Source organism: Bacillus sp. FJAT-18017 (genome assembly GCF_001278805.1).
Classification (GTDB): Bacteria; Bacillota; Bacilli; order Bacillales; family Cytobacillaceae; genus Bacillus_D.
This window is the reverse complement of record NZ_CP012602.1, coordinates 3241330-3257979: the sequence shown is the minus strand read 5'-3', so window position 1 is coordinate 3257979 and position 16650 is coordinate 3241330. Positions and strand designations below refer to the sequence as shown.

Here is a 16650-nt window from a genome sequence, read left to right as displayed (position 1 = left end):
AAGGTTTACAATACCCCAGTCTGGCTATGATAATACAGTAGTAATCTGATATTAGTCAGCTTGAATGGACAAGAACCTTATGTACATAGATTAAAGGAGGAAATAACCAATGGCAGTTACAGCTCAAATGGTTAAAGAATTGCGTGAAAAAACTGGTGCAGGTATGTTGGACTGCAAAAAGGCATTAACAGAAACAAATGGCGACATGGAAAAAGCAATCGATTTTCTTCGCGAGAAAGGGATTGCCAAAGCTGCTAAGAAGGGTGACCGTATTGCAGCAGAAGGTCTTACTTCCATCAAAGTTGAAGGAAACGAAGCTGTTATCTTTGAAGTAAACGCTGAAACTGACTTTGTTGCTAAAAACGAAGGGTTCCAAACTCTTGTTCAAGAGCTTGGTCACCACCTTCTTAAAAACAAGCCTGCAACTGTTGAGGAAGCTGCTGGCCAAACAATGGAAAGCGGTGTATCCGTTGAAGAACATATCAACGCTGCTATCGCTAAAATCGGTGAGAAACTTTCTCTTCGACGCTTCCAAATTGTTACGAAAAATGATGCTGATGCTTTCGGCGCATACCTTCATATGGGCGGACGGATTTCCGTTCTTACAGTTTTGGAAGGTACGACAGATGAAACGGCTGCGAAAGATGTATCCATGCATATCGCTGCATTGAACCCTAAATACGTTTCCCGTGACCAAGTATCTGCGGAAGAAGTACAGCGTGAGCGTGAAGTACTTACTCAACAGGCCCTTAACGAAGGAAAGCCTGAAAACATCGTAGCAAAAATGGTTGAAGGCCGCCTTGGCAAATACTTTGAAGATGTTTGCCTTCTTGATCAGACTTTTGTTAAGAATCCAGACCAAAAAGTACGCCAATATGTAGAATCTAAAGGTGCAACTGTACGTGAATTCATCCGCTTCGAGGTTGGCGAAGGTATCCAGAAGCGTGAAGATAATTTTGCTGAAGAAGTAATGAACCAAGTAAATAAAAAATAAGTATGAAGCGGTATGTCTGTCCAGCAACATTGCCGGGCTATGACGCTGTTTTTGAAAAAGCTCTAACAAGATAGGGAACACACCGTGTTCCCTATTTTTAAAGAGAAAACCGAGTAGGAGCTTGGATATTGCAGCTAACAGCCGGTAAATAGGCTTACTATGGCCTCATTCTTATACTGGAGGTTTTTATGAGTAATCCCAAATATAAACGTGTCGTCTTGAAATTGAGTGGAGAAGCCCTTGCCGGGGAGGCTGGATTCGGAATAAATCCTGCAGTCATCAAATCAATTGCCGAACAAGTGAAGGAAGTTGCTGAACTTGACGTCGAGGTTGCAGTTGTAGTTGGCGGCGGAAATATCTGGAGAGGTAAAATCGGTGAGGAAATGGGTATGGACCGGGCAACAGCTGATTATATGGGGATGCTTGCAACTGTGATGAATTCTCTGGCACTCCAGGACAGCCTGGAGCAGATTGGAATTGAAACCAGAGTTCAAACGTCGATTGAAATGCGCCAGGTAGCCGAGCCTTATATTCGCCGCCGGGCCATCCGCCATTTAGAAAAAACCAGGGTTGTCATTTTTGCAGCGGGAACAGGAAATCCATATTTTTCAACTGATACAACCGCAGCGCTTCGAGCCGCAGAAATCGAAGCAGATGTCATCCTGATGGCAAAGAATAATGTTGACGGTGTATATTCTGCTGATCCGAGATTGGATCTCAATGCTACAAAGTATGAGCAGTTGACTTACCTCGACGTTATCAAAGAAGGTCTTGCAGTAATGGATTCAACAGCGTCCTCCCTATGCATGGATAATAATATTCCTTTGATTGTGTTTTCAATTATGGAAAAAGGAAATATCAAACGTGCGGTCATGGGAGAAAAAATCGGAACAATAGTTAGGGGGAAATAAACATGCCAAATCAGGTTCTTAGCAATGCAAAAGAAAAAATGACCAAAGCCATTCAGGCCTACACTAGGGAGCTTGCGAACATCAGAGCTGGCCGAGCAAGTGCGTCTCTTCTTGATAGAATTAGTGTCGATTACTATGGTGCTCCGACTCCTGTTAACCAGCTTGCGGGAATTAGCACACCTGAAGCGAGGCTGCTTGTAATTCAGCCATACGACAAGTCTATACTTGGTGAAATTGAAAAGGCCATCCTAAAATCGGATCTTGGTCTTAACCCTACAAACGACGGTTCCATCATCCGGATTGCAATTCCTCAGCTAACAGAGGAACGCAGGAAAGAACTTGTCAAGGTTGTTAAAAAAGAGTCAGAAGAAGCAAAGGTTGCAGTTAGAAATATCCGTCGCGATGCAAATGACGAGCTGAAAAAGCTTGAAAAAAATGGTGATATCACTGAGGATGCACTACGTGGATATTCTGACGATATGCAAAAGCTGACTGACGACCATATCAACAAAATTGATCAAATTACCAAAGATAAAGAAAAGGAAATACTGGAAGTTTAATTCCATGACTGGCAATGATGCCGGGAAAAACCCCTTCCCAGGGGTTTTTTTCACTTATACGAGTTAAAGAGGAAGTAAGATAGGCGAAAATTCGTTTTTTACACTTTACTACAGTAGATAAGGGCTGGAAGCTAAATGAGATCCTGCCATGAATGGAATTATTAACTTAAATCTTTATTTTTTCTTTTGTAGTTGATTTCAACTCTCTAGTTAATACTGCACTTTTTGGTGATGGTGTTATTTTTAAACGGGATATCTTCTTGCGTTTTTGGTATGATAGAAGCATGCTTAAAATATACATAAAAAGAAAATGAGTCATACCTCACATAGCGAGGCTTTCATGGGTTTCAAAGGAACATAATCTATCGCTTTGCATACAAGTGAAAGTTGGCAAGGAACATAATCTATCGCTTTGCATACAAGTGAAAGTTGGCTTTGATTATTCTCCGATTGCACTCTAGCAATTTTCTTGAATCCCGGGTCCAAGGCTTATGGGAAATAGATGCCTTGATATCCATCCCTGTTCCCTTTATTCGGAGGGGAAACATTGAACTGGAGGAGCACGATATGCTTAATAAAATAAAAAATTGGAAGTCTGCGAATGCCCCTTCCTCTCTCCGAGACAGGATTGACCAGGTGAAACAAAATGGGGTACCGTCCCATATTGCGATTATAATGGATGGGAATGGGCGCTGGGCAAAGAAGAGGGCTTTGCCGCGAGTTGCCGGCCATCACGAAGGAATGAAGGTTGTTCGTAAAATAACCAGACTTGCCAATGAACTAACTGTTGGATCTTTGACCCTTTACGCATTTTCCACAGAAAATTGGAAAAGACCAAAAAACGAAGTAGATTACCTCATGCAGCTTCCTGAAGAATTCTTAGGTACATTTCTTCCGGAACTGGTTGAGCAAAACGTCAGGGTTCAAATGATAGGGGCTAGGGAAGGTTTGCCATCCCACACTTTAAAGGCGATTGACAAAGCAATTGCCGACACAAAGGACAATACTGGCATAATCCTGAATTTTGCTCTTAATTACGGCAGTAGGGCTGAAATCCTCGATGCTGTTAAGAAAGTAATAAAGGATTGTCAGAGTGGTACAATGAATGAAAACGACCTAACTGAAGAAGTTTTTTCTACGTATCTTATGACTGCAAACATGGAGGATCCGGATTTGCTTATCAGAACTAGCGGTGAAATCCGGCTAAGCAATTTTATGCTTTGGCAGTTGGCATACACTGAATTTTGGTTTACCGATGTTTTATGGCCGGATTTTGGCGAAGAACATTTTCTTAATGCTGTGGAAGCTTATCAAAACCGCCATAGAAGGTTCGGCGGGATTAACGGGCAATCATAAATTCAAAAGTTTAACAACTTAAACTGAAAAATTATTTTATTTTTAAAGGAGGAAAGGCAATTCCTCCCCTCCTTTGTGCATGAGTACAGGCAGGGGAACTTGCCTAAGAATTCATGAAGCAAAGAATTATAACAGCAATTATTGCTGCAGGGCTTTTTTTGCCAATTGTCATTATAGGCGGCATTCCCTTAACTATATTGGCATACCTGCTAGCCAGTGTCGGTCTTTATGAACTGGTTAAAATGAAGAATATCAATCTTGTATCATTTCCTGGAATATTATCCCTGCTAACAATGTGGGTTTTGCTTCTTCCGGACCGCTTCGATGGAATGTTGGACTCTTTAAGCCTTGGGAAGCAGGAGATTGGCATACTCGCTATGCTGCTGCTTCTTACCTATACTGTGGCATCCAAAAACCGCTTTACATTTGATGATGCGTCATTTATGGCGATGGCGGTTGTCTATGTTTGGGCGGGTTTTTACTTTTTTGTTGAAACACGGGAACTTGGAGGACTTCCTTGGGTATTCTATTCATTATTCATTATCTGGGCAACCGATTCAGGCGCTTATTTTATCGGAAAAGCAATTGGCAAGAGGAAGTTATGGCCTGAGATAAGCCCTAATAAAACAATAGAAGGCTCTTTGGGCGGAGTCGTTTGTGCATTGGTTGTCGCGATTTTGTTTGCCCTGTTTACTGATGTGGGACAGGATTCTATGCTAAAATTGCTAGTAATAACCGCATTGTTATCCATTTTTGGACAACTTGGGGACCTGGCAGAATCTGCATTCAAGCGGAATTACGGGGTCAAGGATTCCGGAAAAATCCTGCCTGGCCATGGTGGTATCCTTGACAGGTTCGATAGCTTGTTATTTGTTTGGCCGCTGATCCATTTATTCCAGTTGTTGTAAATGGATTGTTTGCCGCGGTAAAAAGGAAAGTTATTGTCAAACGAAGGATAGAATCAGTCTAGCAAAGGCGTCATGCCATCATGTCCATGGGGTGCTATATTATACCCCTTAGTGTAATGAGGGAATTCCGAGCGCTTTCCGCTTTTTTTTAGGAGATGTTTGCTTTATGAAAAATATAAGTATTCTGGGTGCCACCGGCTCAATTGGTATTCAGACCTTGGATATAATTAGGGAACATAGTGATTCGTTCAAACTTACTTCTTTCTCGGCAGGAAGAAATATTGATTTGGCCAGGAAAATTATTATAGAATTTAAGCCAGTTCTCGTCTCCATGCAGGAGAAGCAGGATGCTGATCGCCTGAAGGACGAATTTACTGGCATCACTTTTTTCCATGGTTCGGAAGGACTTGAAAGAATCGCGACGGATGAGTTTGCTGATATCCTGGTAAATGCCGTTATGGGCAGTGTGGGCTTAAAGCCTACACTTGAGGCGATTGAAAGTGGCAAAACCATTGCCCTCGCCAATAAAGAAACGCTTGTCACCGCAGGGCATCTGGTTATTTCTGCGGCTGAGAAGAAAGGTGTTTCACTGCTCCCAGTGGATAGTGAGCATTCAGCCATTTTTCAGGCATTGCAGGGTGAACAAGCCAAGAATATCGAGAGGTTGATCATCACTGCTTCGGGGGGAAGTTTCCGGGATCGGACCAGGGAAGAGCTTCAGGATGTATCCGTTGAGGATGCCTTGAACCATCCAAACTGGTCTATGGGTGCAAAAATAACGATCGATTCGGCAACAATGATGAATAAAGGCCTTGAGGTCATTGAGGCCCATTGGCTTTTCTCGCTACCTTATGAGCAGATAAATGTTCTTCTTCACCGTGAAAGCATTATCCACTCGATGGTTGAATTCCATGACTCCAGTATTATTGCCCAGCTTGGAAGCCCGGATATGCGAGTGCCAATCCAATACGCCCTTACTTATCCTGACAGGCTTCCGCTTCCTCAGGCAAAAAGGCTTAACCTTGCGGAGGTTGGCAGGCTGCATTTTCAGGAAATGGACTTTAAACGGTATCGCTGCCTACAGTTTGCCTATGATGCAGGTAAGGCGGGAGGAACAGCTCCAACAGTACTGAATGCCGCTAATGAAGAGGCGGTCGCAGCATTCCTTGGCGGGAAAATCCGATTTCTTGAGATTGAATCGTTGATTGAAAAGGCTCTGGAAGCCCATCAACTTGAGCTTAATCCTGATCTTGAAACAATTCTGTTTGCTGATTCCGAGGCGAGGAAATACGTTCGCTCCCTGCTGGAATTATAAGTTTCAAGGTTAAGACATCCCGTGAGTTGTAAAAGGAACTAAGACAAAAGTAACCTTTGACTTGCGTATTTTTTAAAAAAAGGTGGTATTCCATTTGACTACAGTCATTGCCTTTATCGTCATATTCGGGGCGCTCGTTTTCTTCCACGAATTAGGGCACTTTATTTTTGCCAAAAGGGCTGGTATCCTTTGCCGTGAATTTGCAATCGGCATGGGGCCAAAGGTATTTACGCATAAAAAAGGAGAAACAGTCTATACGATCCGGCTTTTGCCTATTGGAGGCTTTGTCCGGATGGCTGGGGAAGATCCTGAAACAGTTGAAATTAAGCCAGGGTACAGAATTGGCCTTTTGACGGGTAAGGATGGGAAGGTTGAAAAAATCATCCTGAACAATAAGGATAAATACCCGGATGCACGAATTATAGAGGTTGAGCATGCTGACCTCGAAAGGACCCTTGTGCTGAAGGGCTATCCTGAAGATGAAGAGGATACCTTAAGGACATTCGTAGTGAATCCTGAAGCGGTTACGGTTGAAAATGGGGTTGAAAACCAAATCGCTCCATATAACCGCCAATTTAACTCCAAGACGCTTGGCCAAAGAGCTATGGCAATTTTTGCGGGCCCAATGATGAATTTCATTTTGGCATTCGTTGTGTTCTTATTGCTAGGTATCCTCCAGGGTGTTCCATCAAATGAACCGAAGCTTGGTGATATTACTCCAAATGGTGCTGCGATTGAAGCGGGATTGAAAAAGGGAGACATTGTCCATTCAATCTCTGGGTCGGAAATTTCAGAATGGATTGATGTTGTTGAGATTGTCCGAAAGAATCCTGAAAAGGAACTTCAATTTATCATTGAACGGGACGGGAAAGAGCAGGAAGTTACCGTAACTCCTAAAGCCCAGGAAGCTGACGGCCAAAAGTTTGGACTAATCGGGGTATACAGCCCGGTTGAAAAATCCCCGCTGAAGGCTGTAACCTTTGGATTTGAGCAGACCGTCACATGGACGAAAGAAATCTTTATTATGCTAGGGAAATTGGTTACAGGACAATTTTCGATTGATGCGTTGAGTGGACCTGTCGGAATTTATGTTTCGACGGATGAGGTGGCACAGTCTGGTATATATAACTTAATGCGATGGGCGGCTATTCTTAGCATTAACCTCGGGATCATGAATCTTCTTCCGTTGCCAGCACTAGATGGTGGTAGATTGTTATTCTTTGCGATCGAAGCTGTTAGAGGGAAGCCTGTCGACAGGCAAAAGGAAGGGATGGTTCATTTCATTGGTTTTGCCCTGCTGATGCTGTTAATGCTTGTTGTAACCTGGAACGACATACAAAGGTTTTTCTTATAACAAAAGCGCAAGCGCCTTGGTCATCGCCGTACAAAATGGAGGGACTTCGACTGAGATAAAGGAATCACGAAGAGCGTAAGCGATTCGATGATGACTTATCGTAGGGAGGAGGCCTGAAGTTTGTTAGGCGATAGGCGCTGGAGCTAGACGGAACAAAAGCGCAAGCTCCTTCGTGACAGGCGAAGTGGAAACATAGAAAATCTGTTAGTAAATAAATAACCCAAAGAGCCGGCTCAGGATATTCTGAGCCGGCATACATATGCTCGCGGGCGCGGTTTAATTAATGGAGGGATTAATATGAAACAAAGCATGACTTTGATTCCCACGATGAGGGAAGTACCAGCGGACGCTGACGTAAGAAGCCATCAGCTTCTTCTTAAGGCTGGATTTATGCGCCAGAATGCAAGTGGTGTCTATAGTTATATGCCGCTGGCGAAACGTGTGCTGACGAAAATAGAGAATATCGTCCGTGAAGAAATGGACAAAGCTGGAGCAGTCGAAATGCTAATGCCAGCTTTGCAGCAAGCTGAACTTTGGCAGGAATCTGGAAGATGGTATTCGTATGGTCCAGAACTTATGCGCCTGAAAGACAGAAATGAAAGGGAATTCGCACTTGGAGCCACTCACGAAGAGGTCATTACCAGTCTTGTCCGTGATGAAGTAAAATCATACAAGCGCCTTCCATTGACTCTTTATCAAATCCAAACCAAATTCCGTGATGAAAAGCGGCCTCGTTTTGGCTTGCTTAGGGGCCGCGAGTTCATTATGAAAGATGCGTATTCATTCCATTCCAGCAAAGAGAGTCTAGACGAGGTATACGAGCGGATCTTTGCTGCATATTCCAATATATTTGCGCGCTGCGGTTTGAATTTCCGTGCGGTTATTGCGGACTCTGGAGCAATGGGCGGGAAAGATACTCACGAGTTTATGGTACTTTCAGATATCGGAGAAGATACAATTGCTTATTCCGATTCTTCTAATTATGCAGCAAACATTGAAATGGCCCCTGTAGTTACCAGTTACGAAAAAAGTGACGAGGCTCTAAGAGAGATGGAAAAGGTTAAGACAGAAAATCAGAAGACCATTGCAGAAGTTGCTTCGTTCCTAGATGTTGCCGAAGAACAATGTATTAAGTCATTGCTATTCAAAGTAGATGACCGGTTTGTCCTTGTTTTGGTAAGGGGCGACCACGAAGTCAATGATATCAAGCTTAAAAACTTGTTTGAGGCTGGGAGTGCCGAACTGGCCGATGCTGCGGAGACAGAAAGAGTTTTAGGCTGTACGGTTGGTTCAATCGGACCGGTCGAAGTTTCAGGTGTTGAAATTGTAGCTGATAGTGCAGTTGCAGCCATTGTCAATGGGATTTGCGGGGCTAACGAGGAACACTATCATTATACGAATGTAAATCCAGGCAGGGATTTCGAAGTGAGCCAATTTGCCGATCTTCGTTTCATTAAGGAAGGAGATCCATCTCCTGAGGGAAACGGTAAAATTGTTTTTGCCAAAGGTATTGAAGTTGGCCATGTTTTCAAGCTTGGTACGAGGTATAGTGAAGCTATGAATGCTGTGTATTTGGATGAAAATGGAAGAACCCAGCCGATGATCATGGGTTGCTATGGAATCGGCGTTTCGAGGACGCTTGCCGCTGTAGCCGAGCAGTCCAATGATGAAAAGGGACTTGTCTGGCCTAAAGCTGTAGCGCCATACCATGTTCATCTTATTCCCGTAAATCTGAAGGACGAGGTACAAGCAAGACTTGCAGATCAGCTCTACCTGGAGCTTGGAAAAACTTTCGAAGTACTTATTGACGACAGGCAGGAACGACCTGGTGTCAAATTCGCTGATTCAGATTTGCTTGGTATTCCTGTTCGCGTTACAATCGGCAAAAAGGCAGCTGAAGGAATTGTTGAATTAAAGCTTCGTGATACAGGTGAAGTCATCGAGGCAGAGGCTTCCACTTTGCGGGAAACAATTGCTTCAGTTCTTGAAAACCGAAAATAAAATGGATTAGTGCTGTCTTTTTACTATTGGCAATCGTGCTAAGCGGACAAACATTAGGGTGCTGCACATACTGCGGCACCTTTTTTCGTCCGGCTCCAGCGCCTATCGCCTAGCAAACTTCAGGCCTCCTCTCTACGATAAGTCATCATGGAATCGCTAGCGCTCTTCGTGATTCCTTTATCTCAGTCGAAGTCCCTCCATTTTGTACGGCGATAACCGAGGCGCTTGCGCTTTTGTTTCTGGTAACATTAAGTATTTGCATTCCTAATGGGTAGGCAAGATTCTGTGCTATAATATATTTTTGATAACTAGATAGAACAAGGTGGGGGAGTGACTATGAACACCCATTTAGATGATAGAGTACAAAGATTTCAGGTACTGTTGCACCAGCTTGATATGACAGGGGACGATATCGTTCCGTTTTTCCGGAATGCCCGGATCGAAAAAGTGCTTGTTGGCAAGAATTCGAGAAAAATGCATTTTCAGATTGCAATAGAAAAAATTCTCCCATGCAGTGTTTATTCATTGTTCGAAACACAGCTTGAAAAGAAATTTTCAGAGATTGCCAGGGCAACATCATTCGAATTGTACTGCCAGGATCAATCGGTTACAGAAGAGCTAATACTGGAGTACTGGAAAAAAACTATTGAGGAAATCGATGGGATTGCTCCACCGCTCCTAAAGCTTTTAAATGAACAATATCCTTCAGTCCAGGGCTCCAAACTGACAGTTTCAGTCAGGAATGAAGCGGAGGGCGGAGCGATAAAAAATAAATATGGCAGTGTGATTTCGTCAATCTACCAGTCTTTTGGCTTTCCGGTACTTGCAATCGATACTGTGTTGGTAGATGTTGAAAAGAGCGAGGAATATGTCCAATTTATGGAAGCGAAACAGAAAGAGGATGAGGAACGGGCCAAGCTTGCTGTAGTAGAAATGCAAAAACGTGAAGCAGAGAAGGAAAAAGGCGGAACGGATGCTTTTGACGGGCCACTAGTAATAGGAATGATGATCAAGGGTGACGCTGAATTCAAGCAGCTTATTGACATCGTCGACGAGGAACGCCGTATGGCGATTGAAGGCTTTATCTTTGATGCTGAAACGAGGGAACTTCGCAGTGGGCGCACCCTGCTGACATTTAAAATCACCGACTATACCAGCTCAATTATGGTCAAAATGTTCTCCCGGGATAAAGAGGACGCCGCTTTGTTCCAGCGTGTTAAAAAGGGCATGTGGGCAAGGGTCCGGGGAAGTATTCAAAATGACACATTTGTACGCGATCTTGTAATGATAGGTAACGATATTAACGAAATCAAACCCGAAACCCGAAAAGACAGGGCACCTGAAGGGGAAAAACGGGTGGAACTCCATCTCCATACCCCGATGAGCCAGATGGATGCAGTCACACCAGTTGCAGCTCTTGTAGGACAGGCGAGTAAATGGGGCCATAAAGCGATTGCGATTACAGATCATGCAGTAGCCCAGTCATTCCCCGAAGCATTTTCAGCTGGGAAAAAGAATGATATTAAAATTTTATACGGTATTGAAGCAAACCTGGTCGATGATGGAGTACCGATTGCTTACAATGATGTCCACCGACTGCTTTCAGAAGATACGTACGTAGTCTTTGACGTCGAGACAACTGGATTGTCGGCTGTTTACGATACAATAATTGAATTAGCAGCGGTAAAGATTCGGGACGGGGAAATCATCGACCGCTTTGAATCGTTCGCCAACCCTCATCACCGGTTATCTGCTACAACCATAAACCTGACGGGAATTACCGATGATATGGTTGAAAATGCACCAGAAGTCGGGGAGGTACTGGAGAGATTCCATCAATGGGCAGGGGATTCAGTTCTTGTTGCCCATAATGCATCATTTGATATGGGATTCTTAAATACCGGCTATAAAAAAATCGGTCTTGGAAAATCGAAAAATCCGGTTATCGATACGCTGGAGCTTGCCAGGTTCCTCTATCCGGAAATGAAAAACCATCGCTTGAACACACTGGCAAAGAAATTTGATGTCGAGCTGACTCAGCACCACCGTGCGATTTATGATGCTGAAGCTACTGGATACCTGCTTTTGAAAATGCTAAAAGATTCGCATGAAAAGGGAATCGAGTACCATGACCAATTCAATGACAATATGGGGAAAGGTGATGCCTATAAGCGGGCAAGACCCTATCATTGCACACTGCTTGCTCAAACAGAGGCAGGGTTGAAGAATCTTTTTAAATTGGTTTCAATTGCTCATATAAACTATTTCTATAGGGTGCCGCGAATACCTCGTTCCATTTTGCAAAAATACAGAGAAGGTATTCTCGTCGGTTCCGCTTGTGACCGGGGCGAAGTGTTTGAAGGTATGATGCAGAAGTCGCCTGAAGAAGTAGAAGAGATGGCGCATTTTTATGATTACCTGGAGGTCATGCCGAAACCGGTATACGCACCATTGATTGAAATGGAGCTCGTCAGGAACGAACGGTCGCTTGAAGAAATTATTGGGAACGTTGTGAAACTTGGCGAAAAATTGGGTATTCCTGTCGTTGCTACTGGTAACGTCCACTACCTTGAAAAAAATGATAAGATTTATAGAAAAATCCTGATTAATTCGCAGGGAGGCGCCAACCCGTTAAACCGCCACAACCTGCCTGACGTCCATTTCAGGACAACAGATGAGATGCTAAAAGAATTCAGCTTCCTTGGTGCTGAAAAAGCAAAAGAAATCGTTGTAACAAATACAAACAAAATTGCTGATATGATTGACGTTATCAAGCCAATCAAGGATGACCTTTATACGCCAAAGATTGAAGGCGCTGAAGATGAAATGCGTGAAATGAGCTATTCAATGGCTCGCAGAATCTATGGCGATCCGCTTCCGGAAATAGTAGAAGCCAGGCTTGAAAAAGAACTTAAGAGTATCATTGGGCATGGTTTTGCGGTTATTTACCTGATTTCCCATAAGCTTGTAAAAAAATCCCTTGATGATGGCTATTTGGTTGGTTCGCGTGGGTCGGTTGGGTCTTCGTTTGTTGCGACTATGACAGAAATTACAGAGGTTAATCCGTTGCCGCCGCATTATGTTTGCCCGAAATGCAAGCATTCCGAATTCTTTAATGATGGTTCTGTTGGATCCGGCTTCGACCTTCCAGATAAGGATTGTCCTGAATGCGGCGGGAAGTATAAAAAGGATGGCCATGACATTCCGTTTGAAACATTCCTTGGCTTTAAAGGAGACAAAGTACCAGACATTGACTTGAACTTCTCGGGTGAATACCAACCGAGAGCACATAATTACACAAAGGTCCTATTCGGTGAGGATTATGTTTACCGTGCGGGTACAATAGGCACAGTTGCTGATAAAACAGCATTTGGGTATGTGAAGGCGTACCAGCAGGAAAACAATCTCCAGCTTCGCGGTGCAGAAATCGACCGGCTGGCTTCCGGCTGCACGGGCGTTAAACGGAACACCGGGCAGCATCCCGGCGGCATCATTGTTGTGCCGGATTATATGGATATTTACGATTTTTCACCTATCCAGTTTCCTGCCGATGCAACAGGTTCTGAGTGGAAAACAACACACTTCGATTTCCATTCCATCCATGATAACGTTTTAAAGCTCGATATTCTGGGTCACGATGATCCGACAGTAATCAGGATGCTTCAGGATTTAAGCGGTATCGATCCGAAGACTATACCTACTGATGATCCCGAAGTAATGAAGATTTTCAGCGGAACGGAATCACTGGGAGTTACAGAAGAGCAAATCATGTGTAAAACCGGGACACTCGGTATCCCGGAATTCGGTACCCGTTTTGTCCGCCAGATGCTTGAGGATACGAAGCCGACTACCTTTTCCGAGCTTGTGCAGATTTCCGGGCTTTCGCATGGAACGGACGTGTGGCTTGGAAATGCACAAGAACTGATCCATAATAAAACCTGTACTCTAAGCGAAGTAATCGGCTGCCGGGATGATATTATGGTATACCTTATTTATCAGGGCCTTGAGCCTGGATTTGCGTTCAAAATCATGGAGTCAGTCCGTAAAGGTAAGGGACTCACTGATGAAATGGAAGCAGAAATGAGGAAGAATAATGTACCGGAATGGTATATTGACTCGTGTAAGAAAATTAAGTATATGTTCCCGAAGGCTCACGCTGCAGCTTATGTTCTGATGGCTGTGAGGATTGCCTACTTTAAGGTACATTTACCGCTGTTATACTATGCAGCTTACTTTACAGTCAGGGCTGAGGATTTTGATTTAGAAGCGATGGCACGAGGGCCGGAATCAATCAGGGCTAAGGTGGAAGAGATTAACGCCAAGGGTCTTGATGCTGCGCCAAAAGAGAAAAGCTTATTGACAGTGCTTGAACTCGCACTTGAAATGACGGAGCGAGGCTTTGCTTTCCAAAAGATCGATTTATATAAATCTGATGCTTCACAATTTATCATTGATGGGCAAACATTAATCCCGCCATTCAATTCGATTCCCGGGTTAGGGACAAATGCCGCGGAGAATATTGTTAAAGCCCGCGAAAATGGAGAGTTCCTATCTAAGGAAGACTTGCAGCAGCGCGGTAAGGTTTCCAAAACCATCCTTGAGTATCTCGACAAACAGGGCTGCCTGGATTCACTGCCGGAACAGAATCAGCTTTCACTTTTCTAAGATGGTATTCTTGTATCAAGATAGTATCTTTTCTCCAAAAAGCGCCGGATATCGTTAATTTGCATTCAGTATGCGTGTATGGTATAGTTTTATTGGAAATACTAAGCAAAATGTCCGGAAGAGTGGGGGAACCCACTCTTTCGTTCGTGTATGGAGGCGTTTTGCAAAGTACTAGATAACTGTCTACGTAAATTGCGCAAGATAAGGTAAAAAGCTGTAAAGGAGGTTAGCAATGAGCAAGGTTATAGAAGTAGTTGAAAACCTGGCTTCTCCCATCGTTCAGGAACTAGGTTTGGAACTTGTTGATATTGAATATGTAAAGGAAGGCAAGGAGTGGTTTCTGCGTGTCTTCGTCGACAAAGAAGCAGGTGTCGATATAGAAGATTGCGGAATTGTAAGTGAACGTCTTAGCGAAAAGCTTGATGAACTGGATCCAATCCCACATAATTATTTCCTTGAAGTTTCATCCCCGGGTGCCGAAAGGCCTTTGAAGAAGGATAAGGACTTTATCAATGCTATCGGCAAAAATGTCTTTGTAAAAACCTACGAACCAATCGACGGCGAAAAAACCTTTGAAGGAACTTTGCTAGAATTCGATGGTGAAACTGTCAAAATCGAAATCAAAGTAAAAACACGAAGAAAAACTGTGGAGCTTCCGTACAGTAAAGTGGCAAGTGCTCGGCTTGCTGTTACGTTTGGGTGAGGCGCCTTGGCGTTTTGCCTTCGGATAGAACCTTTCTGTCTGGAACAGGGAATATGAAAATGAGGCTAAAGGGGGATTTATTCCAATGAGCAGCGAATTAATGGATGCTCTGACAATACTGGAAAGAGATAAGGGGATTTCCAGGGATGTATTAATTGATGCAATAGAAGCGGCACTTATTTCAGCATACCGCCGGAATTTCAATCAGGCACAAAATGTACGGATTGACTTGAACATGCAAACAGGCACAATGCGTGTTTTTGCAAGAAAAGAAGTGGTTGACCAGGTTTTTGATCCAAGGCTGGAAATTTCCATTGAAGAAGCAAGACTTCTTAATCCGAACTATCAAGTTGAAGATGTCGTTGAAATGGAAGTTACTCCAAAGGATTTCGGAAGGATTGCAGCCCAAACTGCCAAGCAAGTAGTAACACAGCGTGTGAGGGAAGCAGAGCGCGGCATTATCTATTCTGAATTTATCGACCGTGAAGAAGACATAATGACTGGAATTGTCCAAAGGATTGATTCAAAATTCATCTATGTCAGTCTGGGGAAAATCGAGGCATTGCTGCCAATTAACGAGCAAATGCCAAATGAGCAATACAAACCGCATGACCGAATTAAAGTTTTTATCACAAAAGTTGAGAAAACGACTAAAGGACCACAAATTTTTGTTTCACGGACTCACCCCGGCTTGCTAAAACGCCTATTCGAAATTGAAGTCCCTGAAATTTATGACGGAACGGTTGAAATTAAATCTGTAGCACGTGAAGCTGGTGACAGGTCAAAGATTTCCGTTCATTCGGAAAATGGTGAAGTTGACCCAGTCGGAGCCTGTGTTGGCCCTAAAGGCGCGCGTGTCCAGGCAGTTGTTAATGAACTTAAAGGCGAAAAGATTGATATAGTTAAATGGTCTGAAGACCCTGTTGTGTTTGTAGCGAATGCATTAAGCCCGTCCAAGGTTCTTGATGTTAACGTTAAGGAGGCGGAGAAGGCTACCACAGTTGTCGTTCCAGACTACCAGCTTTCACTTGCTATTGGCAAAAGAGGCCAGAATGCCCGCTTAGCGGCAAAGTTGACTGGCTGGAAAATTGATATTAAGTCCGAAACGGATGCCCGTGAACTAGGAATCTTCCCTCGTGAAGAAACGATCAGACTTTTTGATGAAGATGAGGAGTTTTACGAGGAAGACGATTATGAATATGATGAAAACTATGAAGATGAGTACGACGATGAATATGAAGATGAAGACGAGGATAAGCGTTAAAGGTCGGAGGGATTAGCGGTGAACAAAATGAAGAAGGTCCCGATGCGCAAATGTGTCGCAACGGGTGAAATGAAATCAAAAAAAGAACTTGTTCGTATTGTCCGTTCCAAGGAAGGGGAAGTTTCAATTGATCTGACTGGCAAAAAGTCGGGTCGAGGAGCATACCTGTCACTTGACCGTGAAGCAATCCTTTTGGCTCAAAAGAAAAATATATTAACAAACCATTTACAAACTAGCATAGATCCTGCCTTATATGAAGAGCTGCTCGGGCTCATTGAGAAGGAGAAAAGGCAATCTTGATGAAATCAAATCAATGGATGTCATTGCTTGGCTTGGCAAATCGGGCACGGAAAGTCATATCCGGTGAGGAGCTTTCAATTAAAGAAATCCGGAGTGGAAAGGCAAAATTAGTCCTTTTATCTGCAGATGCGTCTTCAAATACCGCCAAAAAAATCACAGATAAGTGCAGCAGCTATAATGTTCCTTGCAAGATTGTCGATAACCGGGAAAACCTCGGGACGGCTATTGGCAAGGAGGCACGGGTAGTAGTTGCGGTACTGGATGATGGGTTCGCCACTAAATTGATGACACTGCTCGATTAATTCTAGCGGGGGTGAAA

The 16650-nt window shown here is 43.6% G+C and carries 13 protein-coding genes; all 13 read left to right on the top strand.

The genetic code is table 11. The features are described from left to right. Positions 1-109: 109 nt before the first annotated feature. Positions 110-994: a translation elongation factor Ts gene (tsf, locus tag AM500_RS15230; protein ID WP_053599978.1), complete on the top strand. Its 885-nt coding sequence runs from the start codon at positions 110-112 to the stop codon at positions 992-994. Positions 995-1182: 188 nt separating this feature from the next. Beyond that, positions 1183-1905, top strand: coding sequence for a UMP kinase (gene pyrH, locus AM500_RS15225; protein ID WP_043933330.1), 723 nt, complete (start codon positions 1183-1185; stop codon positions 1903-1905). Positions 1906-1907: 2 nt separating this feature from the next. After that, positions 1908-2465 carry a ribosome recycling factor gene (frr, locus tag AM500_RS15220; RefSeq protein ID WP_053599977.1) on the top strand — a complete coding sequence of 186 codons (558 nt, stop codon included), beginning with the start codon at positions 1908-1910 and terminating at the stop codon, positions 2463-2465. 567 nt (positions 2466-3032) lie between these two features. After that, positions 3033-3821 (top strand): undecaprenyl pyrophosphate synthase, encoded by a 789-nt coding sequence (locus AM500_RS15215; protein WP_053599976.1) that lies wholly within the window; start codon positions 3033-3035, stop codon positions 3819-3821. Positions 3822-3934: 113 nt separating this feature from the next. Continuing rightward, positions 3935-4729 (top strand): phosphatidate cytidylyltransferase, encoded by a 795-nt coding sequence (locus AM500_RS15210; protein WP_053599975.1) that lies wholly within the window; start codon positions 3935-3937, stop codon positions 4727-4729. A 166-nt stretch (positions 4730-4895) separates the two neighbouring features. Next, entirely contained in the window at positions 4896-6044 is a 1149-nt protein-coding gene (gene dxr / locus AM500_RS15205) for a 1-deoxy-D-xylulose-5-phosphate reductoisomerase (protein ID WP_053599974.1), read from the top strand. Between the two features lie 94 nt (positions 6045-6138). After that, positions 6139-7398, top strand: coding sequence for an RIP metalloprotease RseP (gene rseP, locus AM500_RS15200; RefSeq protein ID WP_053599973.1), 1260 nt, complete (start codon positions 6139-6141; stop codon positions 7396-7398). Positions 7399-7695: 297 nt separating this feature from the next. Then, positions 7696-9399: a proline--tRNA ligase gene (locus tag AM500_RS15195; protein ID WP_053599972.1), complete on the top strand. Its 1704-nt coding sequence runs from the start codon at positions 7696-7698 to the stop codon at positions 9397-9399. Between the two features lie 336 nt (positions 9400-9735). Beyond that, complete coding sequence (locus AM500_RS15190) at positions 9736-14064, top strand: PolC-type DNA polymerase III (protein ID WP_053599971.1); 4329 nt, start codon at positions 9736-9738, stop codon at positions 14062-14064. 232 nt (positions 14065-14296) lie between these two features. Next, positions 14297-14767 carry a ribosome maturation factor RimP gene (gene rimP, locus AM500_RS15185; protein ID WP_043933322.1) on the top strand — a complete coding sequence of 157 codons (471 nt, stop codon included), beginning with the start codon at positions 14297-14299 and terminating at the stop codon, positions 14765-14767. An 85-nt stretch (positions 14768-14852) separates the two neighbouring features. Continuing rightward, complete coding sequence (gene nusA / locus AM500_RS15180; protein ID WP_053599970.1) at positions 14853-16031, top strand: transcription termination factor NusA; 1179 nt, start codon at positions 14853-14855, stop codon at positions 16029-16031. A gap of 18 nt (positions 16032-16049) precedes the next feature. Then, complete coding sequence (gene rnpM, locus AM500_RS15175; protein ID WP_053599969.1) at positions 16050-16331, top strand: RNase P modulator RnpM; 282 nt, start codon at positions 16050-16052, stop codon at positions 16329-16331. After that, complete coding sequence (locus AM500_RS15170; protein ID WP_053601739.1) at positions 16331-16633, top strand: YlxQ family RNA-binding protein; 303 nt, start codon at positions 16331-16333, stop codon at positions 16631-16633. The genes rnpM and AM500_RS15170 overlap by 1 nt, the downstream gene beginning before the upstream one ends. Positions 16634-16650 lie beyond the last annotated feature (17 nt).